Origin of the sequence: Nocardia sp. NPDC049526 (assembly GCF_044465765.1) — a bacterium.
Lineage (GTDB): Bacteria > Actinomycetota > Actinomycetes > Mycobacteriales > Mycobacteriaceae > Nocardia.
On record NZ_JBITMA010000011.1, the window covers coordinates 118,244 to 142,839 of the forward strand.

Genomic DNA, 24,596 nt, shown 5'->3' on the forward strand with positions numbered 1-24,596 from the left:
CTAGGCGGGCATAGGTGCACTAGCCGGGCACCCCGTCCACCAACCATGCACCCGTCCGCCAACCGGACATTCGGTTTACGGAGCACCGGCGTACAGGGTGCGTGGTGAAGGCGCCCGGCGACATCACCGGTCCGGCGACGGCCAGTTCAGCAGTGTGTCGGTGTATAGCTGACGAACGGCTTCGACGTTGTCGTCCATATCGTTCGCGTCCCAACTGCCGACGTCGATCGGGTCGAGGACGGCCACGTCGACGGTGCCCTTGCGCGCGACCATCGAGTTGCGCCAGTTGATTTCACCCGCATTGCGGATCACCACCGGGATCACCGGCACCCCGGCCTGGATCGCGATGTGGAAGGCGCCTTTCTTGAACGGGCCGATGCGCGGCGTATACGACCGGGTGCCTTCGGGTGAGACCGCGATCGACAGCCCGTCGCGCAGCGTCTGCACCACTGGCGCCAGCGCCGCCTTGGCCTGCGTGGTGTTGGCACGATCGATGAAGGTGACCCCGACGAACCGCATCAGCGGACCGAAGATCGGATTCTTCGTCAGCTCCTTCTTGCCGATTCCGGTGACCCCGCCTTCGAGCACCTTGGGCACGATGATCACGTCGAACTGGCTCTGATGGTTGAACAGGAAGACGGCGGGTCTCGGGGCACGGGCGTTTTCCGCACCGCTGACCCGCAGCCGGATACCGGTCGCGCCGAGCGTGGCACCGGTTCCGTAGGCCATCAGCGCATCGGCCATCTTCCGGCGCTGACGCGTGTAGGACTTGCTCAGCACGCCGAGCAGCGCCCCGGCCAGTAGCCCGGCGAATCCGGCGACGGTGCGCAGATAGTCGGTCGGTCGTGGTGGTCGGCGCGGACGGAACGTCAGTACCGGCCAATTCTGTTCGGCGGCAGCGGTATCGAGCATTCGCTCGGGATTCACCGCTACCGGATGCCCGACCACCGAGAGCAGCGGCAGATCGGCGATGCTGTCGGCGTAGACGTAGCTGCGGCTGATATCCAGCCCATGCGCGGCGGCGAATTCGCGAACCGCATCGGCCTTGCCATTGCGCCACAGGGTTTTTCCGTCGGCGTAACCGGTGAGCACCCCGGCGGTGGTCGCCATCCGGGTGTACAGCACGTGCTCGATACCGAGTTCGGCCGCGGCGGGCTCGACCTGGAATCGGGTCAGCGCGGTCACGAGCACCACGGTGTGCCCGGCGGCCTCGTGCGTCCGGATCAGCTGCCACGCTTCGGGATACAGGTGACCGTAGATCTTTTTCCGGAACAGCAGCGTGCCCAACTCGTCCAGCTCGTCTTCGGGCTGCCCGGCGAGTATCCGCATGGCCTGCTGGAGGAACCGGCTGTATTCGCCATCGGTGAGTCCGTTGCGGATGCTGCCGAGCAGGGTGTCCGCGGTGGTTCGACTCTTGTCACGCCGGAATGTCCACCGCGACGGCGGCCCGAAACCATCCACAACGGTGGCGAAGTCGAAGACCGCGGCGACTTCCGGCCCCTGCGGCCCGGTCCGGATCGCGGCGATGGCCGCCGCGAGATCCGTTGGGACCGCGGAGCTCTGTTCGACCATCAGGCGCCCCGCACGGGCATATTGGACGGATCCAGCGCGGCGGCCTGCGAGATCCGGGCCGCGATAATGCGCAGCTGGTCGGCGAATTCGATTCTGCGCCGGGTCAATTCGGCTCTCGGCTTGGCCGAGTCATGACTCACCCGGGTCAGCAACCCGTGGTTGTCCGCGAGTTTGAGTGCGCTGGAAAACAATTCGGTGGAGACAGATTCCGGACTGTGCAGTCGCTGCTGCAACAGCATCTGCTTACCGACCGCGACGCATTCGTCGATGAACTCCTTGCGATCGATCTCTTCGGCGCTGTCGTGAGCCGCCAGCCGCTCGGCCACCACCAGCTGCGCGTCGACGAATGCGCGCAGCGTACGGTGCGCCATCATGAATCCGGATGCGGTGAGTTTGTGCAGAATATCCTCGCCGAGGGTGTCCGCCGCGGTGTGCTGGTGCCAATCCGGGTCCACCAGGAGCATTTCCGCGGTCATCTGCGCCGAGAACTCGGCCCGCTCCGGGAAGAAGAATTCGAACTTCAGCAGATCGCGCAGTCGGAAGGCCTCGTCCCAGCCTGCCCGCAGCTGATCCGGCGCCTGCATCTCCAAGGCGCACAGGATCGACAATTCGAGAATGGCGCGGTTGATGAACCAATGCACCGCGCTATTGCGATAGAACGCGGCCTCCAGATGCGCACCCGATTCGATCGAGTACACCGGCTCCAGCCCACCGCGATACACCGTTACGACCTTGGCCAGCGACAACTGCTCGAGTACCACCGCGAGACTCTGTTCATCGCGCAACGCCGCCAGTTCGCCGCGCGGCAACCCACGCTTCTCGATGTACCGCAGCACCGGGGCCAGCACGGTACGCACCTCGCCGAGGGTGAGCGCACGCTCGTGCACACCGAGCAGTGCCAGGGTGACCAGCGCGTTGACCGTGATCGGGGTGACCGTATTGATACCGACGGCAACCTCGAAGGCCAACCGCTGCACGGCCTTTCGCTCGAGCTCGGCGACCTCCGCCGACTCGGTGACATTGCTCGGTTCGGTTCCCGCCGGCTCAGTGCGGTGCAGCGGAATGATCGTCGGTGTCGGAATGAGCGGATCTCCATATGCGGCAAGGCGATCGCGCGCCGACAGCGGTTCGCCGAATCGCACATAGACGTGTCCGGCCGAATGCTGTTGGCTGCGTATATAACGCGCCATCCAGGCCAGCCCCTCCGGCTTCTTCTTCCCGCCTGCTTGCTCGGTGGCGATGGCGCCGAGTTCGTTCAGTCGCTCATAGGTGATCGATACCGGGACGAGCAGCACATCGTCGACCCGATTCGAACGGACCGCGGAGGCAAGGTAATTGAGCAATCCGTAGCGCGGCGGGCGCAACTTGCCCGTGCGGGTGCGGCCGCCCTCGAAGTACCACTCCATATTGAATCGCTTGGCCAGCAGATAGGCGAAGTACTCCTCGACCACCGCCTTGTAGACCTCGTCGTCACCGAAGCTGCGCCGGATGAAGACCGTGCCGGTGCGCCGGGCGATCGGACCCATCGGCCAGAAGCTCAGATTCGCGCCGCCGATCACATGATTCGGTGGAAAGTCGTTGCGGGCCAGCACATCACCGAGTACGAACGCATCGACATAGGACCGGTGCGAGGGCAGGAAGACCAGCGGATGGTTCCGGTTCAACGCGCGCAACCCGTCCAGGCCGGAGTCGTCGGAGTCGACCTTCCAGGTCGAGGCGTGGATCGGGCGCATCGCCTGGGTGAACAGATCCGAGACCAGTCTGCTCTGAGCGGCGACGAGTTCGTTCAGCGCCTTCTCGGCCCGCCGGTACACCTCGTGTGGACTCGTACCGAGCTGATCGGCGATGAATTCGAGCCTGCGCAGGAAGTCGGGGGAGTCGAGGATCTCCTCGGCCACCAGCCGCGGCACCTTGTACCGGTCACCGATGACGGAACGTTCGGCGCGTTCCAGGGCGACCACCGCGGCGCGCACGATGGCGCGGGCGAGCGGCTCGGCGGAGCCCTTCATGAGCAGCGCCGCGGCCTCCGGATTATTGGCGCGCAATTCGCTGAGCAGAGCGGGCTGCCCGGTGAGCACCACGTGGCGGTCCGGCGATTTGCCGACCAACCGACGTTGCGCGAGTCGGTTCGGCTTGCGCGGATTGGTCAGCAGGGCCAGGTCGGCGAAGGTGATGCGGCGGACCCCGTCACGCTCCGGCGGCAGCCACAGCACCCGGATCGGCACCACCAGCGGATCGTCGCGGCGTCCGACCAGCCGATCGCCGATCGCATCCGCATCCAGATCCAACTGGGTGATGGGTGCGTCGACGCCGAGTTCGTGCTTCAGTCCGCCCTCGGCCAGCCAGGCGCCGACGAGTTCGCGTTCCACGCCGGAGCTCGCATCGATCAGTGCCACCACCGAATCGGGGGCTGCCGCTCGAGCTGGAGCGGGCGAATCCCCGCGGTGATCGATCATGACTCCTATTGAAGCCCGCCAGTGGATTCCGCGCAGGAACTCCGGCGGGCGAGTTGGGCTTCGGATATCGACACGGCGTTTGCGATCGCGGCCGATCGCGATGGCGAACTAGGCTGCGCGCATGGATTGGGCGTTACGCGCGTGCGGCTGGCACGGCCATTACACCTATGCGCCGGACGAGCAGGATCTGGCCGAGCGGCTGCATGTTCAGACGGTGGCCGGTGTCGCATGGCGGTGTCTGCGCTGCGGCACGTTCGTACCCGGCGAACCGGTAGGCTCCGGGCCTGCCGACCATGCTCCGGAGGTGCCGCGCGGGCGACTGCTGCGAGACCGCTGGCTGATGCGGGCGTTGGCGATCGAGCGGTTGGCGCGCGGTTTGCTCTTGGTGGTCGCCGCGCTCGCCGTCTTCAAATTCCGGTCCTCGCGCGAGGATATGCGGACGGCCTTCGACGAGGAACTGCCACTGCTGCGGCCGCTGGCCGATCAGATCGGCTGGGATATCGACCGATCCAAGATCGTGCATCTGATCGATGATGCGTTCTCGCTGTCGAATACGACCCTGCTGTGGGTGGCCATCGGCATCCTCGCCTATGCGACGCTGCAGGCGATCGAGGCGGTGGGGCTGTGGTTGGTCAAGCGCTGGGGCGAGTACTTCGCGGTGGTCGCGACCAGCATCTTCCTGCCGTTGGAGATCTACGAGTTGACCGAGAAGGTCACCGTACTGCGCATCGGCGCGCTGCTGATCAATATCGCCGCGGTGGTCTGGCTGGTCTACAGCAAGCGGTTGTTCGGAGTGCGTGGCGGCGGGGCTGCGTACCACGCGGAGCACAGCACGGAGAGTTTGTTGAGCGTCGAGCGGTCGGCGCTCGCGGTGCCCGCGGAGTAACCGTTTGCTGTGGTTTGCAGCACCCTACCGATCTAGACAGGTAATGCTAACCTTACTTCTCTAAGTTAGGTCAGCATAACCTTGGAGGATCGTTGTCGACCACGGAGCGCTTGCGCGTTGAGTATGTGACCGATCCGGCGGCAGCGATGTCCCGGCTGGCGGCGGCCGAGCGCTTCGGCGAATACGTGATGTACGAACGGCCCGGCGAATGGGTATTCGCGGCGGATCCGCTCGGCGGCGTCGAACTCGACGCGAACGAACTGCGTGTGACCTGGGATGGGCGCGGCACCACGAGTGTCTGGGAGGGCAGCCCGGCACGGGTCATCGACAACGCACTCGCCACGCTGCCGCTCGGCGGTCGTCGGGCCTATGGCTGGATCGGATTCGAATTCTGCGCATGGGCATTGGACGCGACGCGGCATCTGGATCCGCGAACCGCACTGGCGCATCTGATGATTCCGCGCATCGAGGTGCGGGTCGGTGAGTTCGGCGTCCGGATTTCCGGCGCGACACCGGCCGAGGCCAATGACATTCACGATCTCATCGCCGCTTCGCAGGGGACCGAGCTGCCGCAGGCGCATCCGGTCGATGTGCTACTCGATCCGACCGGATATCGGGATCGGGTCGCTGAGGCGGTCGCGGAAATCCGTTCCGGCCGCTATCAGAAGGTCATTCTGTCCAGGAAGGTCGATCTGCCGTTCGCGGTGGATGTCCCGGCCAGTTACCGGCTCGGCCGGGCCAACAACACTCCGGCGCGCTCGTTCCTGCTTCGCCTCGGTGGACTCGAGGCGGCCGGATTCAGTCCCGAGTTGGTCGCCTCCGTCGACGAGGATCGGGTGGTCACCACCGAGCCGCTCGCCGGGACGCGCGCCTTCGGGCTCGGCGAGGCCATCGATTCGGCGGCTCGGGCCGACCTGATCACCGATCCCAAAGAGATCGTGGAGCACGCGATTTCGGTGCAGACCTCCTTTGCCGAGATCACCGAGGTGGCCGATCCCGGCACGCCCGCGGTCTCCGATTTCATGGCGGTTCGCGAACGTGGCAGCGTGCAGCATCTGGCCTCCACGGTGCGCGGGCGGTTGGCCGCGGACCGTTCCAGCTGGGATGCGCTGGCGGTCCTGTTCCCGTCGGTCACGGCGTCCGGTATCCCGAAGCGGGAGGGCGTCGACTCGGTGTTCCGTCTCGACGGTGCGCCGCGTGGTCTGTACTCCGGTGCCGTGGTGACGATTTCGCCGAGCGGTGCGATGGAGGCGACACTGGTGCTGCGTGCGGTGTACCAGACCACCGACGGCGCGTGGCTGCGGGCGGGCGCGGGCATTGTCGGGCAGTCGCTGCCGGAGCGGGAATTCGAGGAGACCTGCGAAAAGCTGGGTAGTGTCGCGCCCTATGTAGTCAAGGCCTAGCAAAATTCACACCCATCAAGGTCGGCCCGCGTTCCGAATCATCTGCTGGGGCAACCCGGTTATCCGGGGTTCGGATCGGGGGTGGCGAGATCGGACTCGCGCCACTCCCGATCGTTCCGGTCAGCCGTGGTGGGCGCGCAGTGCCTTCTTGTCGATCTTGCCGACGGCGGTGATCGGCAGTTCGTCTGACTGGCGGAGCAGGTCCGGGAGCTTGTAGGTTGCCAGACCGCGTTCGGTGAGGAAGGACTTGAGCTGGGCCAGGGTCGGCATCGCACCGTCGACAACCAGGACGGCGCAGACCTTTTCACCCAGCGCGGCATCGGGGAGGCCGACGGCGGCGGCATGCCGGACGGACGGGTGGGCGAGCAGATGTTCCTCGAGTTCGTCGCACGAGATGTTCTCGCCGCCGCGATTGATGACGTCCTTGATGCGGCCGGAGACGATCAGATGGCCGCTCGGCAGTCGGCGCACGAGGTCGCCGGAGCGGTAGTAGCCGTCGGGGGTGAAGGCGCGGGCATTGTGTTCGGGTGCGCGGTAGTAGCCGCGGATTGTGTAGGGGCCTTTGGTGAGTAGTTCACCCTCTTCGCCGGTGGCGACATCATTGCCGTCGGCATCCACGACCCGCACCTCGTCGGCGGGCGAGAGCGGACGGCCCTGGGTGGTGCAGACGATATCGGCGGTGTCGTCGAGGCGGGTGTAGTTGAGCAGGCCCTCGGCCATACCGAAGACCTGTTGCAGTTGGACGCCCAGTGCGGGCGCGACCTCGCGGGCATTCACCTCGGCCAGCCGCGCCCCGCCGACCTGGAGCAGGCGCAGTGAGCCGAGATCGGCGTCCTCCCATTCGGTTGCCGCACACCAGAGTTGGGCCAGCGGCGGCACGACCGCGGTGACGGTGACCCGATGGCGTTCGATGGCGGCGAAGGCGCTCTCCGGGCTCGGATCGGTGATGAAGGCGAGGGCCGCGCCGACCGATACGGTGCCGAGGATGCCGGGGCAGGCGAGTGGGAAGTTGTGTGCGGCGGGCAGTGTCGCGAGGTAGACGTCGTCCTCGGTCAGTCCGCAGATCTCGGCGCTTGCGGTGGCGTTGTAGACGTAGTCGTCGTGGGTGCGGGCGATGAGCTTCGGCAGGCCGGTGGTACCGCCGGAGACCAGCATCAGCGCGATATCGGTCGGATCGATGTCGGGAAGTGAACCGCCTTCGCGGGGAATCGAATTCAGATCGGTGAAGGTACCCGGATCGCCGAGTACGAGAACGTGACGCAGGGTGGGTACGGCCGAGCGGACGGTTTCGGCCAGTTCGCGGTAGTCGAAGTCGCCGAGCCGGTCGGCCACGATATATGCGACCGCTTCGGAAAGTCCGGCCAGATGCTCGATTTCGGCGCGGCGATGCGCGGGCAGGGTCAGCACCGGAATGATTCCGGCGCGCAGCAGTCCGAACAGGACCGTCAGGAACTCCGGCACATTCGGCAGTTGTACGACCACCCGATCGCCCGGCGCGATGCCGAGTGCGAGTAAACCGCGCGCCATTCGGTCCGCCTCGGCATCCGCCCATGCGTAGGTGCGCGCGCTGTCGGCATCGAGAAGTGCCGTGCGATGCGGGTGCTGGGTCGCGGTCGCGCGCAGCAGGTCGCCGAGTGGGCGGCCGGTCCAGTAGCCGGCCGCGCGATAGGTCGCGGCCTCGGCGGTCGGGAAGGGGACGTAGCCGTCGCGATGGGTGGGCGAGGTGGATGTCGAAGTCACGGTCTGCCTCACTGGAAGATCTGCTGCATAATTAGGGTCTCATAACATAGGTTAGGCAACCCTATCCCAATGCGATAGGCTACCGCCGAGCAGTCTCGATCCGCCGGATGCGGCGGCGATCAAGGAGTGACAGCGCCAGATGGAGCCAGCACAGCGACCGGGGGACGGGGCGGGGACGACGATCGGCCGGGAGGAAATCCGCGCGGCCATTGCGAATCAGCTCGACGTGCCGGTCGAGACGATCGCCGACGGCGATGATCTGATCCAGCTCGGCCTGGACTCCATTCGCACCATGAAGTTGGCGGGCGGCTGGCGCAAGCGCGGGCTGGAGATCAACTTCGCGCAGTTGGCGGCGGCGCCGTCGGTCGCGGAGTGGGCCCGGTTGCTCGGCGTCGACGAATCCGTCGCGGCAGTTCCTGAGGTTGAACCCGGGTCTGTCGAAAACGTTGATCCCGAGGACGAATTCGCGCCGTTCCCGTTGGGATCGATGCAGCACGCGTACTGGATCGGTCGCTCCGAGGAACAGGACCTCGGTGGTGTCGCGGCGCATCTGTACGTCGAATTCGACGGTGCCGAGGTCGATTCCGAACGTTTGGCACGGGCGGTGACGGATCTCGTTGCGGTGCATCCGATGCTGCGCACCAGGTTTCTTCCCGACGGCACCCAGCAGACCATTCTCAACCCGGGTCGGCCGGTATTCTCGGTCGTCGATCTGCGCGCGCACACTCCTGCGGCGGCCGAGGCCGAGCTGGAGCGGTTGCGCGACAGCAAGACTCATCAGCGCCTGGCCATCGAGGACGGCCAGGTGCTCGATGTGACGCTGAGCCTGCTCGCCGAGGGTCGCACCCGGCTGCATCTCGATGTCGACATGATCGCGGGCGACGCGATGAGCTACCGCGTGCTCGTCGCCGACCTCGCCGAGCTCTACCACGACGGCACGGTCCCGCCGCAGGGCTACAGCTATCGCCGCTATCGCACCAAGCGCACGGTGGATGCCGTTGCCAGGGAACGCGATAAGCAGTGGTGGCGCGATCGGCTGCCGGAGCTGCCCGGCGCACCGGAGTTGCCGACCATTCCGGTCAGCGAGCGCGCAGAACCGCATCGGACCGTCCGCTACAACCACTGGTTGGAGCCGGAAGCCAAGGAGCGGCTGCTCGCCGCCGCGCACGCCCGCGCCATCACACCGGCAATGGCGTTGGCCGCGGTATTCGCCGAGACCATCGGCGGCTGGTCGGCGCAGAGCCGCTTCCTGCTGAATGTGCCGCTGTTCCAACGGGAGCCGGTGCATCCGGATATCGACCGGGTGATCGGCGATTTCACCTCCTCGATCATGTTGGAGGTGGACGTCACCGAGAACGTGACGGTCGCCGAGCGGGCGAAAGCACTGCAGCGTGCGATGCATGAAAGCGGCTCGCACACAGCGTATTCCGGGCTGGAGGTGCTGCGTGATCTGGGCAGGCATCGCGGTGAGCCGGTGCTCGCGCCGATCGTCTACACCAGTGCGCTCAACTTGGGCGAGCTGTTCGCAACTTCGGTCACCGAGACCTTCGGCGAGCCGGTCTGGATCATTTCGCAGGGCCCGCAGGTGCTGTTGGACGCGCAGGTCACCGAGGTGCGCGGCGGGCTGCTGCTCAACTGGGACGTGCGCGAATCCGCGTTCCCCGCAGGAATGATCGACGCCATGTTCACCAGCTACACCGAGGCCATCGGCAGGCTGGGCGCGGGCGAGGCGGGCTGGATCGCGGAGGCCGCGGTGCACCTACCGGTCGCCCAGGCAGCCGTGCGCGCCACGGTGAACGCGACCGACGGTCCGGTCTCCGGACGGGCGCTGCACCAGGGCTTCTTCGACCATGCCCGCAGCACGCCCGACGCACCGGCGGTGCTGTGGCGCCGCGACGGCGTGGATGGCGGCTGGAGCTATGCCGAGCTTGCCGCACAAGCGCTTTCGGTGGCGGCGGCGCTGCGCGACATCGGGGTGCGGCCGGGTGAAACCGTCGCGGTGCAGCTGCCGAAGGGCCCGGATCAGATCCTCGCCGTACTCGGTGTGCTCGCGGCGGGTGCGGCCTATGTGCCCATCGGTTTCGATCAGCCGGTCGGGCGGCGCGCGGAGATCCTGCGCACCGGTGACGTGGTCGCCGCGCTCACCGTCGACGGCGCCGATATGGGTCGGCCGGATATCACCTGTCTGCCGCTGTCGGCGGCGCGTACCCATCCGAATCCCCTGGCAGAGCCGGTGATTCCGGATCCGGAGTCGATCGCCTATGTGCTGTTCACCTCCGGCTCCACCGGTGTGCCGAAGGGTGTCGACGTGCCGCACCGCGGTGCGATGAACACCATCGACGCGGTGAACGAGTGGTTCGAGGTCGGCCCGGCCGACCGGGTGCTCGGACTGTCCGCGCTGGAGTTCGACGCCTCCGTCTACGACATGTTCGGCATGTTCGCCGTCGGCGGCTCGGTGGTCGCGCTGTCGGCCGCGCAGCGCGAGGAGGCGACCAGCTGGGTGGAACTGCTGACCCATCACCGGGTTTCGATCCTCAACTGTGTGCCGAGCATGCTGGACATGATCCTGGAGATCGGCGGTGACCACCTCGGCGATTCGCTGCGCGCGGTCACCCTCGGCGGCGACTGGGTCGGCGCGGATCTGGCGCGACGGCTGGCCGGGCAGGTGCCAGGCTGCCGTTTCTCCGGGTTGGGCGGCGCCACCGAAACCTCTATCCACAACACCATTTGCGAGGTCGCCGACCCGCCCGAACATTGGGCCACCGTCCCGTTCGGCGTGCCACTGCGCAATGTGCGCTGCCGCGTGGTGAATTCGGCGGGCCGCGACTGCCCGGACTGGGTGCCCGGCGAATTCTGGGTCGGCGGTGCGAATGTCGCGGTGGGCTATCGCAATGACCCGGAGCGCACCGCGGAACGGTTCGTCGTCCACGATGATCTCCGCTGGTACCGCACCGGTGATATGGCGTGCTATTGGCCCGACGGCACCATCGAATTCCTCGGTCGCGCCGACCATCAGGTCCAGATCCGAGGCTATCGGGTGGAATTGGGCGAGGTGGAGAGCGGACTGCGTACCGCGCCGGGGGTTCGGCACGCGGTGGCCGCCGTGGTCGGCAAGGGCGCACCGAAGCTGGTCGCGGCCGTCTCGGGCGAGGTCGGCTCCGTCGAGGAGATCATTGATGCGGTGCGAGATCTGCTGCCCGGCTACATGATTCCTACTCGCATCGAGATCCTCGAGCAGATGCCGTTGACCGGTAACGGCAAGCTGGATCGTCGCGCGGTGCTGGCGCTGCTGGAACCCGACGCGGCCGAAGCGGTGGACGCGCGCCCGCGTACGCCGCTGGAGGCCGCGCTGGCCACCATCGTCGCCGAAGTGCTCGGTACCGATCGCGTCGGCGTGCACGACGATTTCTTCGGTGCGGGCGGTGACTCGGTGCTGGCCACCACGGCCGTTGCCAGGATCCGCGAATGGCTGGAGGTCGACCACGCGCTGGTCGCCGATCTGCTCGTCGGCCGGACGGTTGCCGGGTTGGCCGGGCGGCTGGCTGAACGGGAGACCGGCCGCGGCACGCCCGATCGTCTGGACGTCGTCGCCAAGTTGTACCTGGAGGTGGTGGCGATGACCGACGAGGAGATCCTGGCCCAGGCGTGACCTGCGCGCATTGCCTGAGAACGGTCGCCGCACGCACTAGACTTCCGGACATGAGCCGTTGGGATACCTCGAACATTCCCGATCAGAGTGGCCGCACCATCATCGTCACCGGCGCGAACAGCGGGCTGGGGGCGGTGACGGCGCGTGCGCTGGCCGGGGCGGGTGCGCAGGTGGTCCTGGCCTGTCGAAACGTGGCCAAGGGCGAGAAGGTGGCCGGGGAGATCGGTGCCCGGGCCGAGGTGCGCGAACTCGATCTCGCGGATCTGGCCTCGGTGCGTGCGTTCGCCGATGCGGTGGACCGGGTCGACGTACTGATCAATAACGCGGGTGTGATGGCGGTGCCGCAGCGGCGGACCGCCGACGGCTTCGAAATGCAGGTCGGCACAAACCATCTCGGTCACTTCGCGCTGACCGGGCTGCTGCTGGAAAAGATCTCGGACCGGGTGGTCACGGTCTCCAGCGGTGCGCACCGGGCCGGCAAGATCGATCTGGACGATCTGAACTGGGAGCGCCGCAAGTACCAGCGCTGGTCGGCCTACGGTCAGGCGAAGTTGGCCAACCTGATGTTCGCCTACGAGTTGCAGCGCAGGCTGACTGCCGCGGGTTCGTCGAAGATTTCGGTGGCCGCGCATCCCGGTTATGCCGCAACGGAACTGCAGTCGCATACCGAATCCATCCTGGACACGGTCATGGCGCTGGGCAACCGGCTGCTGGCGCAGAGCGCCGAAATGGGTGCGTTGCCGGAGATCTACGCGGCGACCGAGCACGTCGAGCCGGGCGCGTTCTATGGTCCGGACGGATGGGCCGGCATGCGCGGCTATCCGGGGCTGTCCGGTTCCACCGCGGCATCCAAGGACGAGCAGGTCGCGCGCGGCCTGTGGGAGCTGTCGGAGAAGCTGACCGGCGTCACCTACACATTCGGAAAGTAACCGAACCCGTTGCGGCACGGGTCAACTCGGTCGGGGGTCACTGCTCGACCGAGGGCGCCGTCATTCGAGTAGCTCAGGCCGAGGCCATGGGCTCGTGATGTGGGTCACATCCAGGGATGTCACACTGGATCGGGCTGCGTCGTCCTCTCTGTGAACCCAACCGAATGGAAAGGCACAGATCATGGAACAGCGCTTCAACCTCTACGCGAATCCCGTCGCCGGTAGCTATGTCAAGCGGCTCATCACCGCGGGCAAGGTCGTCGACGGGTCCTCCCTGCCCGCCGCCACCTACGAGCTGGTCAAGATCCGCGCCAGCCAGATCAACGGCTGCGGCATGTGCGTCGATATGCACACCAAGGATGCCGCGCACGCGGGCGAGACCTCCGTGCGACTCAACCTGGTCGCCGCCTGGCACGAGGCCACCGTCTTCACCGAGGCCGAGCGCGCCGCCCTCGCCCTCACCGAAGAGGCCACCCGCATCGGTGACGGCCGTAGCGTCAGCGACGAGACCTGGGAGCAGGTGCGCAAGCACTACGACGACGATCAGACCGCGGCCCTCATCGCGGCCATCGCGACGATCAACGCGTGGAATCGGATGAATGTGATCGTCCGCACCCCGGCCGGTGGTTACGTCCCCGGTCAGCTGGGGTGAGCTTCGGCACGAAAGTTGGCCTTGCGGTTACCTCGGGATAGTCCCTGGTACAGTCACCGTCGTGCAGCGCGTCTATTTCTGGTTTAGCAAGCCGGCCCCGGGTGGGTCGGTCTGCGGCAACCATTTGCGCTGACCTCACCTCCACCCCGAGCCGGATGATGGACCGGCTCGACGGGTTTCATGTCCGTGGGTCGGCCTTGAAGTAAAGGAACCCACAAACGATGACTACCGCAGCCGACGTCGACGCGCGGCATTCCGATCTCGACGACCAACGCACTCTCAGTGTCAGCCCGTTGCGCTCACCGGCCGAGGTGCGCCAGGTGCACCGGATCACCGATGCGCTGGCCGACGTGGTCCGAGCCGGACGCAAGGCCACCGTCGACGTGCTGAACGGTACCGACGATCGCCTGATGGTGATCGTCGGACCGTGTTCGGTCCACGATCCGGCCGCCGCGCTGGACTACGCCCGCCGCCTGGCCACCAAGGCGGCCGAACTCGATGATCGGCTACACGTCGTGATGCGGGTGTACTTCGAGAAGCCGCGCACCACCCTCGGGTGGAAGGGACTGATCAACGATCCGCACCTGGACGGCTCCTTCGACGTGAACACCGGACTGGGCATCGGGCGCAAGCTGCTGGTCGATATCACCGCGCTCGGCCTGCCGGTGGCCTGTGAATTCCTCGACCCGATCACCCCGCAGTACATCGCGGACCTGGTCTCCTACGGCGCCATCGGCGCGCGCACCGCGGCCAGCCAGGTACACCGCCAGCTCAGCAGCGCACTGTCCATGCCGGTCGGCATCAAGAACGGCACCGACGGCGATGTGCAGGTGGCCGTCGACGGTGTGCGGGCCGCCGCGGCCAGCCACGTTTTCCCAGGCACCGACTTGGACGGTCGCTCGGCGCTGATCCGCACCACCGGCAATCCGGACTGCCATGTGATCCTGCGCGGCGGCAGCACCGGCCCGAATTACGACGCCGCCTCGGTCCGCGAGGCCTGCATCCGGTTGGAGAAGGCATCGCTACCGCAGCGGATCGTGGTGGACGCCAGCCATGGCAACAGCAATAAGGATCACAACAAGCAGGTCGATGTGGTCACCGATATCGCGGGCCGGTTGGCCGCGGGCGAGCCGGGCGTGGTCGGCGTGATGCTGGAGAGCTTCCTCGTCGCGGGCCGCCAGGATCTGACCCTCGGGCACGCCGACGCGCTGACCTACGGGCAGTCCATCACCGATGCCTGCATCGATTGGGAGACCACGGCTACCCAGCTCGATCGCCTCGCCGACGCGGTGCAGCAGCGCCGCGAACGCTGATACCGGAGCCTGTCGCCCCGGTGAAAGCCGGGGCGCGGCTACGGATTTCGGCGCGGTTTCGCAACGACGCCGAGGATATCGCCGGAGCAGACGGTGGCGCCGTCGAAGCCCGCGGTGGCCAGATAGTCGATGAGATGTCCGGGTGCGGGTTTCGGACCGGTGCCGCTGGGTTCGTCCGGTTGTCCGTATCCGTAGAACAGATACAGCGTGCCGTCGGGCGCGAGGACCTGCCGGATCAGCGCGAGTTCGGCAGTGGGCCGCTTGGTCCAGAACAGGTTCACGTTGACGGCGACAACCTTGTCGAAGCCGCGGGCCGGTCCGATTTCGGCGAGTACCCGGGCCCGGTCGAGCTGTTCCAGTCCGGCGTGCAACAGGTGGACCTTGCCGCATCCGATCAGTGCGGCATGGCGTTTCCGCGCGCGGGCAATGGCCGTCGGGGAACGGTCCACACCGACGATCCGACCGCCGTCCAGCCGTGCGGCCAGGTACGCGATCGAGTCGCTGGAGCCGGGACCGATTTCCAGGATCCGGTCGTCGGGCCGCAGGTGCATGGTTTCGGCGATCCACTCGAATCGGGCATCGGCCGCCATATTGGCAATCTACGACTGTTGCGCGGCGCCGGTCGGCGGTTCGGTCAGATCCCGGGCGGCCAATCCGAGGCCGGCCCGGGCGGGTCCGTCGCCAGCCGTCCGGCCAGCCAGGTATCTCGGCGGCTGCCGCGCTGCACACTGCCGAGTCGCGCCGTGCCCTCGAAGTGGAAACCGTTGCGGCGGACCACCGCGGCCGAGGCGTGATTGCCGACGAAGGCGCGCCAGTTGATCCGGCTCAGCCCCAATCCTGTTGGCTGGAAACCGAATTCGCACACCAGGGCGACCGCACGCGACATCAGCCCGTGTCCGCGTTCGGCGGAGACCAGCCAGAAGCCGATCTCCGATGCCGATTCGTCGCGCGCGTTGAGATCGATCATGCCGACCACCGGCCCGTCCGCGCGCGTCCGCAGCGCCCAGATCGGACTGCGGGTGGCCCAGCCGGGCGCGACCATATCGTCGAGGAAGGATTCGGCATTCTTCCGGTGATACGGAACCGGAATCGTCACCCACTCGGCAATGCTGGGCTCCTGGCAGCATGCGACGATATCGTCGATATCGGCCTCGGTCGGCCGCGACAACCAGATGGTTGTGTCGGATAGCGGATGATCCTCCATATGAGCATGGTGTCATGACCGGCTCGTCGGGCCTATCAGCGCGGAACGTACAATCAGCCCGATGGTTGCCGCTCTTCTCGCCGACTTGTTCGAATCGCATCGGGCGCATCTGCTCTCGGTCGCCTACCGGCTGACGGGCAGTGCGGGCGACGCCGAGGACGCGGTGCAGGAGAGTTGGCTGCGGCTCGCCGGTGCGCGTCAATCCGAGATCGAGGATCTGCGGGGGTGGCTGACCGCCGTGGTCAGCCGAATCTGCCTGGACCGCCTGCGCAGTGCCGCGGTGCGCCGGGAAACCTATGTCGGGCAGTGGCTTCCGGAGCCGGTCGTTACCGGTACCACGCCATCGACCATGCCGGATCCGCTCGAGGCGGTGGTCCGCAAACAGGAATGCAGCCTCGCCGCCATGGTGGTGCTGGAGAGTCTGACGCCGCCGCAGCGCGTGGCATTCGTCCTGCACGACGGGCTTTCGGTGCCGTTCGACGAGATCGCGGAAATCCTGGGTATTTCGGTGGAGGCGGCGCGTCAGCTGGCCGTGCGGGCCAGGAAGTCCGTCGCGCAGGCGCCGCTGCCCGTCCCGGATGTCGAGCACGCGGCCGCGGTGCGTAATTTCGTCGCCGCGCTGTCCGCAGGTGATATCGCCGCGATAACCGCTGCGCTGCACCCGGATTCGGTAATAATCGGCGATGCGAACGGCACCACTTCCACCGCGATCAATGTCATCGCCGGTGCGGACAAGGTCGCCCGTTTCCTCCTCGGGCTGGTGCGCAAGTACGGTATGGACGGCTCGTCGGAGCCGACACTGGAATTCGAATTCGCCACGGTAAATGGTCAATTGGGTTTGGTCGTGTATCGGGTCGGCCCGGGCTACGGGCGGCTGGAGGGGCCGCCCCGTGTGATCGGATTCGCGGTTCGCGACGGATTGGTCTGGGGTACCTACGATCTCGCGAATCCGGAAAAATTGTCCCACGTCCGCCTGGGGTGAGACGGTGCCAGGCCGGGCCCTCATCGCCAGGCCTGACACCGCCATCGGATTACGGCGTGGACGAGCCCAGGAACCAGTCCCCGGTCGACGATCCGGTGCCGCTATTGCCGGTCGAGGATCCGTTGAACCAATCGCCGGTGGACGAGCCGAAGCCGGCGATCAGGTCGTGTGCGACATTTCGCAGGAAACCCAGTACCGTTCCGGCGACCTCCGACGCGGCCGGCTGCAGTACCAGGTCCAGATACGAGGCCATAAGCGCCCCTTTCGAGCTACCGCCGCAGGTCGGCGGTTTGTGAGGTAGAACACGGCGAGGCTAGCCGCCGTTGGGACAACGCACAACCATGCAGGTAGAGACGCCAATTCAAAAGTGAAATATAGCCTTTCGCTATCTGTTGGCAACAATGTCGATCGCTGGGCTACTCTCCGGATATGTCCTCGCAACCCGCGACCGTCGCCCGCCTGCGCCCATTTGCCTCCACGATCTTCGCGGAGATGACCGAATTAGCCGTCCGGCACGAGGCGATCAACCTGGGTCAGGGCTTTCCGGATACCGACGGTCCCGCGGGCATGCTCGAGGTCGCGCGTCAGGCCATTGCCGACGGGCTGAACCAGTACCCGCCCGGCCGCGGTATGCCGATCCTGCGGCGCGCCATCGCCGCCGACCGGGCCCGCCGCTACGGCACCCAGTACGACCCGGACACGCAGGTCCTGGTCACCGTCGGCGCGACGGAGGCGATCAGCGCCGCCGTGCTCGGTCTGGTCGAGCCCGGTCAAGAGGTCGTGCTCATCGAGCCCTACTACGACTCCTACGCGGCCGCGGTCGCCCTTGCCGGAGCGCGGCGGCGCACGGCCCATCTCGTCGCCGACGGTGACCGCTTCGTACTCGACCTGGACAGTCTGCGCGCCGCCATCACGCCGGCGACGAGGATGCTGATCGTCAATTCACCGCACAACCCGACCGGCACCGTGCTCGACCGCGCCGATCTGACCGCGATCGCCGAAATCGCCTGCGAGCATGACCTATTGGTGCTCACCGACGAGGTATACGAACATCTCGTCTACGACGGCAACGAGCACATCAGCCTCGCCGATCTGCCCGGTATGGCCGAGCGCACCGTCGTGGTGTCCAGCGCGGCAAAGACTTTCAGCGTCACCGGTTGGAAGACCGGCTGGGCGCTCGCTCCAGCCGAACTCATCGACGGTGTGCTCGCGGCCAAACAGTTCCTGACCTTCGTGGCGGGTGGGCCGTTCCAACCGGCCGTGGCGCACGCGCTGAACAATGAACTCGACTGGGTCGCCGCACTGCGAGACACGCTGTCGGACAAGCGACTCCGGCTCGCCGCGGCGCTCGAGGACACCGGCTTCGGGGTAAAGGAGAGTGCGGGCGGCTATTTCATCTGTGCGGACATCACACCGCTGGGCGCGACCGACGGCTTGGCCTTTTGCCGGGAACTACCGGCTCGGCTGGGTGTCGCGGCCGTGCCGCTCATCGCCTTCGCCGACAACGTCGAGGCGTGGAATCACCTGGTGCGCTTCACATTCTGCAAACGCGACGAAACCCTCGACGAGGGCGTGCGCCGACTTCGCGCGGGTGTTCGAGTGGGCTAGGCCCGGTCCTGCGGGCGACGTCGCGCCTGTGGTGCATGCCAGTCGTACCGCATCGCGACCAGGCGAAATACGATGGCGCCGAGCGCGGCGCAGCCGCCGGTAATCGGGTTGTAGGCATTGAAATGCAGCAGCGTCGCGGTCGCCGTGGCACCGAAAAGTGCTGGTACCGCATAGATCTGCTCGGGTATCAGTACACTCGGCGTCTGTCCGCCGAGCAGATCGCGGATCACTCCGCCGCCGATCGCGGTGACCAATCCGAGCAGTGTGGCCGAGGGCGCGCCGAGACCGTGGTTGTAGGCGATCACCGTGCCGGTCACGCAGAACAGTCCGAGCCCGAACGCATCGGCCACCCCCAGCGGACCGCCGGTTACACGCGGCGACGGATGCCAGAAGAAGATGACCGCGGCCGCGAGCAGCGCGGTCCACAGATAACTGAGATCGACGAACGACGCGGGTGGTGTCCGGCCGATCACCAGATCCCGAATGACACCGCCACCCAGCGCCGTACTGCAGGCCAGCACCACGATCCCGAATACGTCGAATCCGCGCCGCACCGCGAGCAGCGCCCCCGAGGTCGCGAAGGCGAAGACGCCGAACAGCTCCCCGGCATGCTGCGCGGTATTCACCGCGGAATCGAAATGCGCCATGCGCACACGATCACATATCCGGGGGCACCGGGGCTCAGGCAGGCATCGGCCGCGCACGGTCGGTCGCGACCAGTACCGCGATCCCGCCGAGCATCGATCCCATGAAATAGCGCTGGATCCGCAACCACAGCGGCCGACCGGTCAGGAAGGCGGCGATCCCGCCCGCACCCAGCACGATCAGCCCGTTCACCGTCAATGCCACCGCGATCTGCACCGACCCGAGGCACAGACTCTGCAACCACACCCGGCCGTGCTCGGGCGCCACGAACTGCGGGATCAAGGCCATGTACATGATCGCGATCTTCGGATTCAGCAGATTGGTGACCAAGCCCATGGTGAACAGTCGCCGCGTCGGATCCGGGGGCAGTTCGGCGGGGGCGAAGACCGAGGTCCCGCCGGGCCGCACCGCCTGCCAGGCCAGCCACAACAGGTATCCCGCACCCGCCAGCTTCACCGCCAGATACAAGCCGGGCACGACTGCGAACACCGCGGTAATCCCCGCGGTGGCCGCCGCCAAATAGACTCCGAATCCGGCCGCGACGCCTCCGAGCGATACCAATCCGGCCCGCCGTCCCTGCGAAACGCTGCGTGACACCAGATACATCATGTTCGGCCCCGGTGTGAGCACCATCCCCAACGCGGCCGCCGCCACTCCCAGAATCGCCGCAGTCTCGATCATGCTCCCGATACTCATGCACACACGCCGTGCTCGTCGCGGGCCAGTTGAGTGGTGGTGGACTGGCGTCATCGATCGTTCGTGTTCTCGATCGAGCGGGATCCCGCGGTATCAGGACGAGAATGGGCGGTCAGTGCATTCGTCCCGGAACAAAACGGGCCGCTCGCACGCTGTATGTGCGAAGCCGACGCGAGCTACGCCCGTCGGGGCAGGATCGATGCCGCATCCGATGGGTTGTCGGTGGCGTCGGGGAGAATGGGCCGGAGTCGAACGAGCGATCCGATAACGCCGGACGCCGTATACGAGGAGAGATCGTGACCGAGCGCAGCGAGGGAACCATAGGCACAGCACCTCCGGTCGCAGCGGAGCCGAGTGCCAGCGAGGCGCAGCTGTGACCGACGGTCCGCTGATCGTTCAGAGTGACAAGACGCTGCTCTTGGAGGTCGACCACGAGTTGGCCGGGGTGGCGCGGCAGGCTATTGCGCCGTTCGCGGAATTGGAGCGGGCGCCGGAGCATGTGCACACCTATCGGGTGACGCCACTGGCGCTGTGGAATGCGCGGGCGGCGGGTCATGATGCCGAGCAGGTGGTGGACGCCCTGGTCAGCTACTCGCGATATGCGGTGCCGCAGCCGCTGCTGGTCGACATCGTGGACACCATGGCCAGGTACGGCCGGTTGCAGCTGGTGAAGAATCCGGCGCACGGGTTGATGCTGGTCAGTCTGGATCGCGCGGTGCTCGAGGAAGTGCTGCGGCACAAGAAGATCGCACCGATGCTCGGCGCCCGCGTCGATGAGGACACCGTCGTCGTGCATCCGTCCGAGCGTGGCCGGATCAAACAGATGCTGCTGAAGATCGGCTGGCCGGCCGAGGATCTGGCGGGCTACGTCGACGGCGAGGCGCATCCGATCGAGCTGGATTACACCGGCGGCCGGTGGCATCTGCGCGACTACCAGGAGATGGCGGCCGATTCGTTCTGGGCCGGTGGCTCGGGTGTCGTGGTGCTGCCATGTGGTGCGGGCAAGACGATGGTCGGCGCAGCCGCGATGGCCAAGGCGCAGGCCACGACGCTGATCCTGGTCACCAATACGGTGGCCGGCCGCCAGTGGCGGCGTGAGCTGCTTGCCCGAACCTCGTTGACCGAGGACGAAATCGGCGAATACTCGGGTGAGCGCAAGGAGATCCGTCCGGTCACCATCGCCACCTATCAGGTGATCACTCGCCGCACCAAGGGCGAATACAAGCACCTCGAACTCTTCGACAGCCGCGATTGGGGCCTGGTCATCTATGACGAGGTGCACCTGCTGCCCGCACCGGTCTTCCGGATGACCGCCGATCTGCAATCGCGGCGCAGGCTCGGTCTCACCGCGACCCTGGTGCGTGAGGACGGCCGCGAGGGCGATGTGTTCTCGCTGATCGGACCCAAGCGCTACGACGCGCCGTGGAAGGACATCGAGGCGCAGGGTTGGATCGCGCCTGCCGACTGCATCGAGGTCCGGGTCACCCTCACCGATGCCGAGCGGATGGCCTATGCCACCGCCGAGCCCGAGGAGCGCTATAAGCTCTGCTCGACCGCGCGCACGAAAATCCCTGTGGTGGAATCTATTCTGGCCCAGCACAAGGATGCGCAGGCTTTGGTGATCGGCGCGTATCTGGATCAACTCGACGAACTCGGCGCCGACCTCGATGCGCCGGTAATTCAAGGTTCGACGAAAACCAAAGAGCGCGAAGAACTTTTCGATGCCTTTCGGCGCGGTGAGATTCCGGTGCTGGTGGTGAGCAAGGTCGCGAACTTTTCCATCGATTTGCCCGAAGCCTCTGTCGCGGTGCAGGTTTCGGGAACATTCGGTTCGCGCCAGGAAGAAGCGCAACGGCTCGGTCGACTGTTGCGACCGAAACACGATGGTGGCCAAGCCCACTTCTATTCCGTCGTCGCACGTGACACCCTGGACGCCGAATATGCCGCGCACCGGCAGCGTTTCCTCGCCGAACAAGGTTACGCGTATCGCATTACGGATGCCGATGACTTGCTGGGGCCGGCCATCGGATAAGCGGAGGAGTAACCTCCGATACGTGTGCTAGGAATATGACGTGCGACGCTTCGAATTCGCGGTGGACCGGCAGCACGCCCATGCGGTCAATGAAGTCTTCGCCGACCTACGTCGACTGCGTGTCATGGCGATCGCGGCTGCCGTCATCGCCGCGACCGGCACCGCGTATCTGATCTGGCTGAACCACCCGTGGGCGTATCTGCTCGCGATCGCATTCGCACTCGGCGCGGTCGTCGCGCTGTGGGTCGCGTTCTGGACACCGCATCGCTCCAGCATCGACAAGCTCTATGCCGATGGTGAACTGGTTCCCGCGGTCGTCTCCGAAACGCATCCGAGCGGGGTTGTGCTGCTCGCACTGGTCGATGTCTCGAAACCGGAGACCCACGACCCGCGCTATGCGCTGGTGATCAGGAAGGTCAGGGATCTGCCGGGGCACGAGAAGCGCGCGGGTGAGCGGGTGCCGTCGGTCGCGGTGCGCACCGATCGGGCGCCGCGTCAGGTCGGCGAGCGCTGGCAGTCGGTCAGCGCCATGCCGATCGCCTGGGGCACGCGCGACGGCACCGTCATCGATCGGGCGCGCGCGGCCATCAGCGAGGTCGAATGGCGGTTGCTCACCGATAATCTGGAACTCGCCGCCAAGGTGCGGCGCACCTCGGCCAAGCGGTTGCTGCTCGACCCGCACCAGCTCCCCGGCGACCTGGGGTCCTGATCAGCCGAATTCCCTTGCGCCGCCGAATAGACTCGGTAAATGGTTCCGGCGTCCAACCTGCTGGCTTTTATCGCCGCATCGATTGTCATCATCGTCATCCCCGGACCGGGTGTGCTCTTCACCATCGGTCGGGCCCTCGCACTCGGCCGCCGCGCCGCCCTGGTCTCGGTATTCGGTCATTCCGCGGGTGTTTTCATCGCGCTGCTGCTGGTCTCGGTGGGCCTGGGCACCCTGCTCGCGGCCTCGGCGCTCGCGCTCACCGTGGTCAAGTTCGCTGGTGCGCTCTATCTGATGTACCTCGGCATCCAGGCAATTCGCGAGCGCAAGGCGTTGCGGGCGGCGCTGAACGCCCAGCTCGACCCCGCCGATGCCAAGGTCTTTCGGCAGAGCGTCTTCGTCGGGCTGACCAATCCCAAGGCGATCGTCTTCTTCTCGGCGGTATTGCCGCATTTCGCCGAACCGTCGGCGGGTTCGCTGCAGTTGCAATTCCTGATCCTCGGCTCCATCTTCCTGGCGATCGCATTGGTCTCCGACAGCGCTTGGGGTCTGCTCGCCGCATCGGCCCGCACCTGGTTCGCGCGCTCGCCGCAACGACTGGAGGCGGTCGGCGGTGCGGGCGGTGCGATGATCTTCGGCCTCGGCGCGTCGGTGGCACTCAGCGGTAGCGCCGACTGAAGCGACTACCATCCACCGAGGTCGGGTGGGGCCGCGAAAGGGGTGGTGGTCGTATGAAGTGGTCCGGCTGGTTGTGTGCGGCCGTGATCGGCGCGCTGGTCGCCGCCCCGGTTCCGGCGAACGCCGATCCGCTCGTCGGCGCGCCGGGTCTCGGCGATCCGTACTACCCGCTGGACGGCAACGGCGGCTACGACGTCGGCCACTACGAGGTCACCATCGATTACGACCCGCCGAGCCATCAGCTCACCGGCACGACCACCATCGAGGCCACCGCCACCCAGCCCCTGCAGATGTTCAATCTGGACTTCAACGGCCCGGACGTTCGCATGGTCTCGGTGAACAACCTGCCAGCCGCCTTCGACCGCAACGGCGACCACGAACTGACCGTGACCCCACTGCTCCCATTGCTGCCTGGTTTGCCCTTCAGCGTCACCGTCGACTACGCGGGTCAAGCCAGGAACACCGAAGGCGAGGGCTGGACCTACGCACCCAGCGGCGGCGCCTTCGTCTCGGGCGAACCGCATTCGGCCACCAGCTGGTACCCGCTCAACGACACCCCGCTGGACAAGGCCACCTTCACCCTGCACACGTCGGTTCCCGCGGAATGGGAGGTGGTTTCCAACGGTGTGCGGACCGAGAATGCTGTCGTCGGTGCGCAACGCAATGTCACCTGGGAGTCGCACCAACCGGTGCTCGGCTACCTGACCACGGTCGCGATCGATCACTACAGCTACCTCGAACAGCGCCGCGCCAACGGCACCCCGCTGATCAGCGCCTTCGCCCCGAATGCGGAGCGCAATAGGGAAACCGAGCAGCGCCTGCCCGAAATCATCGACTTCGGAGAGGCGCTCTACGGCCCCTATCCGTTCGACGCCGCGGGTGGCATCTACGTCGACGCGGATCTGGAGTTCTCGCTGGAGACCCAGACCCGTCCGATCTACGCACCGTGGACCGACCTGCCGACCGCGGTGCACGAAATCGCGCACCAATGGTGGGGCGATTCGGTTTCGGTGCGGCAATGGTCGGATATCTGTCTCAACGAATGCTTCGCCAGCTACACCGCCGACTATCTGTGGCCGGAGCGGATCGAGGGCAAGGACGTCGACGCGGCCTACCGCGAGACCATTCGGAAGAACCGTTCCGACCTGAAATTCTGGGATATTCCGCTGGAAAACCCGGGTGTCGGAAATGAATTCACCTCCGTCTACTCTCGCGGTCCGCTGTTCCTGCACGCCCTGCGCAAGCAACTCGGTGACGACGTATTCTTCACGGCCGTCCGGGAATTCAATGCCGCCCATGCCTATGGCAATGCCTCGATGCCGGAATTCCGCACCTTCATGCAGTCGAAATCCCCGACCGATCTGACCGGCTTCTTCGACGCCTGGTTGAACCGCACCACAATGCCCCCGGACGAGTACCTCTTCCCCGGTGCATTGCGCGGCTGA

At 66.3% G+C, this 24,596-nt stretch carries 20 protein-coding genes; 12 read left to right on the plus strand and 8 right to left on the minus strand.

Annotated features, from left to right (window positions below; translation table 11 throughout):
* Positions 1–123 precede the first annotated feature (123 nt).
* Positions 124–1,572 carry an HAD-IB family hydrolase gene (locus ACIBW7_RS31330; protein ID WP_397052603.1) on the minus strand — a complete coding sequence of 483 codons (1,449 nt, stop codon included), beginning with the start codon at positions 1,570–1,572 and terminating at the stop codon, positions 124–126.
* Positions 1,572–4,028, minus strand: coding sequence for a glycerol-3-phosphate 1-O-acyltransferase (locus ACIBW7_RS31335; protein WP_397052605.1), 2,457 nt, complete (start codon positions 4,026–4,028; stop codon positions 1,572–1,574). The genes ACIBW7_RS31330 and ACIBW7_RS31335 overlap by 1 nt, the downstream gene beginning before the upstream one ends.
* A 121-nt stretch (positions 4,029–4,149) precedes the next feature.
* On the opposite strand from ACIBW7_RS31335, the gene ACIBW7_RS31340 reads away from it, so the two are divergent.
* On the plus strand, positions 4,150–4,914 hold the full coding sequence (locus ACIBW7_RS31340) for a DUF2127 domain-containing protein (RefSeq protein WP_397052607.1): 765 nt from the start codon (positions 4,150–4,152) through the stop codon (positions 4,912–4,914).
* 92 nt (positions 4,915–5,006) lie between these two features.
* The gene (nbtS, locus tag ACIBW7_RS31345) at positions 5,007–6,317 is read left to right on the plus strand and encodes a nocobactin biosynthesis salicylate synthase NbtS (protein ID WP_397052609.1); all 1,311 of its coding nucleotides are present in this window, start codon (positions 5,007–5,009) and stop codon (positions 6,315–6,317) included.
* A 120-nt stretch (positions 6,318–6,437) separates the two neighbouring features.
* Here the strand turns inward: nbtS and ACIBW7_RS31350 are convergent, their stop codons facing one another.
* Positions 6,438–8,057, minus strand: a complete 1,620-nt coding sequence (locus tag ACIBW7_RS31350; RefSeq protein ID WP_397052611.1) for a (2,3-dihydroxybenzoyl)adenylate synthase — start codon at positions 8,055–8,057, stop codon at positions 6,438–6,440.
* Positions 8,058–8,196: 139 nt separating this feature from the next.
* Between ACIBW7_RS31350 and ACIBW7_RS31355 the strand changes: the two genes are divergently transcribed.
* The 4 genes from ACIBW7_RS31355 to ACIBW7_RS31370 all read left to right on the plus strand — a co-directional run bounded on the left by ACIBW7_RS31355 (position 8,197) and on the right by ACIBW7_RS31370 (position 14,600).
* Entirely contained in the window at positions 8,197–11,706 is a 3,510-nt protein-coding gene (locus ACIBW7_RS31355) for an amino acid adenylation domain-containing protein (RefSeq protein WP_397052613.1), read from the plus strand.
* Between the two features lie 50 nt (positions 11,707–11,756).
* A complete protein-coding gene (locus ACIBW7_RS31360; RefSeq protein ID WP_397052615.1) occupies positions 11,757–12,635 on the plus strand; it encodes an oxidoreductase in 879 nt (292 codons plus the stop codon).
* Between the two features lie 181 nt (positions 12,636–12,816).
* Positions 12,817–13,287, plus strand: coding sequence for a carboxymuconolactone decarboxylase family protein (locus ACIBW7_RS31365; protein WP_397052617.1), 471 nt, complete (start codon positions 12,817–12,819; stop codon positions 13,285–13,287).
* Between the two features lie 221 nt (positions 13,288–13,508).
* The gene (locus ACIBW7_RS31370) at positions 13,509–14,600 is read left to right on the plus strand and encodes a 3-deoxy-7-phosphoheptulonate synthase (protein ID WP_397052619.1); all 1,092 of its coding nucleotides are present in this window, start codon (positions 13,509–13,511) and stop codon (positions 14,598–14,600) included.
* Positions 14,601–14,638: 38 nt separating this feature from the next.
* On the opposite strand, the gene ACIBW7_RS31375 is transcribed toward ACIBW7_RS31370, so the two are convergent.
* Complete coding sequence (locus tag ACIBW7_RS31375; RefSeq protein ID WP_397052621.1) at positions 14,639–15,190, minus strand: class I SAM-dependent methyltransferase; 552 nt, start codon at positions 15,188–15,190, stop codon at positions 14,639–14,641.
* A gap of 44 nt (positions 15,191–15,234) precedes the next feature.
* Positions 15,235–15,804: a GNAT family N-acetyltransferase gene (locus tag ACIBW7_RS31380; RefSeq protein WP_397052623.1), complete on the minus strand. Its 570-nt coding sequence runs from the start codon at positions 15,802–15,804 to the stop codon at positions 15,235–15,237.
* Positions 15,805–15,865: 61 nt separating this feature from the next.
* On the opposite strand from ACIBW7_RS31380, the gene ACIBW7_RS31385 reads away from it, so the two are divergent.
* On the plus strand, positions 15,866–16,786 hold the full coding sequence (locus ACIBW7_RS31385) for a sigma-70 family RNA polymerase sigma factor (protein ID WP_397052625.1): 921 nt from the start codon (positions 15,866–15,868) through the stop codon (positions 16,784–16,786).
* A gap of 49 nt (positions 16,787–16,835) precedes the next feature.
* Here the strand turns inward: ACIBW7_RS31385 and ACIBW7_RS31390 are convergent, their stop codons facing one another.
* Positions 16,836–17,039, minus strand: coding sequence for a hypothetical protein (locus ACIBW7_RS31390; protein WP_329415367.1), 204 nt, complete (start codon positions 17,037–17,039; stop codon positions 16,836–16,838).
* 176 nt (positions 17,040–17,215) lie between these two features.
* Here ACIBW7_RS31390 and ACIBW7_RS31395 point away from each other — a divergent pair, with 176 nt between their 5' ends.
* The gene (locus ACIBW7_RS31395) at positions 17,216–18,394 is read left to right on the plus strand and encodes a pyridoxal phosphate-dependent aminotransferase (protein WP_397052627.1); all 1,179 of its coding nucleotides are present in this window, start codon (positions 17,216–17,218) and stop codon (positions 18,392–18,394) included.
* Here ACIBW7_RS31395 and ACIBW7_RS31400 read toward each other — a convergent pair.
* Positions 18,391–19,041: a trimeric intracellular cation channel family protein gene (locus tag ACIBW7_RS31400; protein ID WP_397052629.1), complete on the minus strand. Its 651-nt coding sequence runs from the start codon at positions 19,039–19,041 to the stop codon at positions 18,391–18,393. The two genes, ACIBW7_RS31395 and ACIBW7_RS31400, sit on opposite strands and share 4 nt — an antisense overlap.
* Before the next feature lie 34 nt (positions 19,042–19,075).
* Entirely contained in the window at positions 19,076–19,720 is a 645-nt protein-coding gene (locus ACIBW7_RS31405; RefSeq protein ID WP_397052631.1) for a LysE family translocator, read from the minus strand.
* A 388-nt stretch (positions 19,721–20,108) separates the two neighbouring features.
* Between ACIBW7_RS31405 and ACIBW7_RS31410 the strand changes: the two genes are divergently transcribed.
* Genes ACIBW7_RS31410 through ACIBW7_RS31425 form a run of 4 tightly spaced genes read left to right on the plus strand, consistent with a single transcriptional unit; the run spans position 20,109 to position 24,596 of the window.
* Entirely contained in the window at positions 20,109–21,767 is a 1,659-nt protein-coding gene (locus ACIBW7_RS31410; protein ID WP_397052633.1) for a DNA repair helicase XPB, read from the plus strand.
* Between the two features lie 40 nt (positions 21,768–21,807).
* Complete coding sequence (locus ACIBW7_RS31415) at positions 21,808–22,476, plus strand: DUF3239 domain-containing protein (RefSeq protein WP_397052635.1); 669 nt, start codon at positions 21,808–21,810, stop codon at positions 22,474–22,476.
* 39 nt (positions 22,477–22,515) lie between these two features.
* Positions 22,516–23,151 (plus strand): LysE family translocator, encoded by a 636-nt coding sequence (locus ACIBW7_RS31420; RefSeq protein ID WP_040686430.1) that lies wholly within the window; start codon positions 22,516–22,518, stop codon positions 23,149–23,151.
* Positions 23,152–23,204: 53 nt separating this feature from the next.
* Entirely contained in the window at positions 23,205–24,596 is a 1,392-nt protein-coding gene (locus tag ACIBW7_RS31425) for a M1 family metallopeptidase (protein ID WP_397052637.1), read from the plus strand.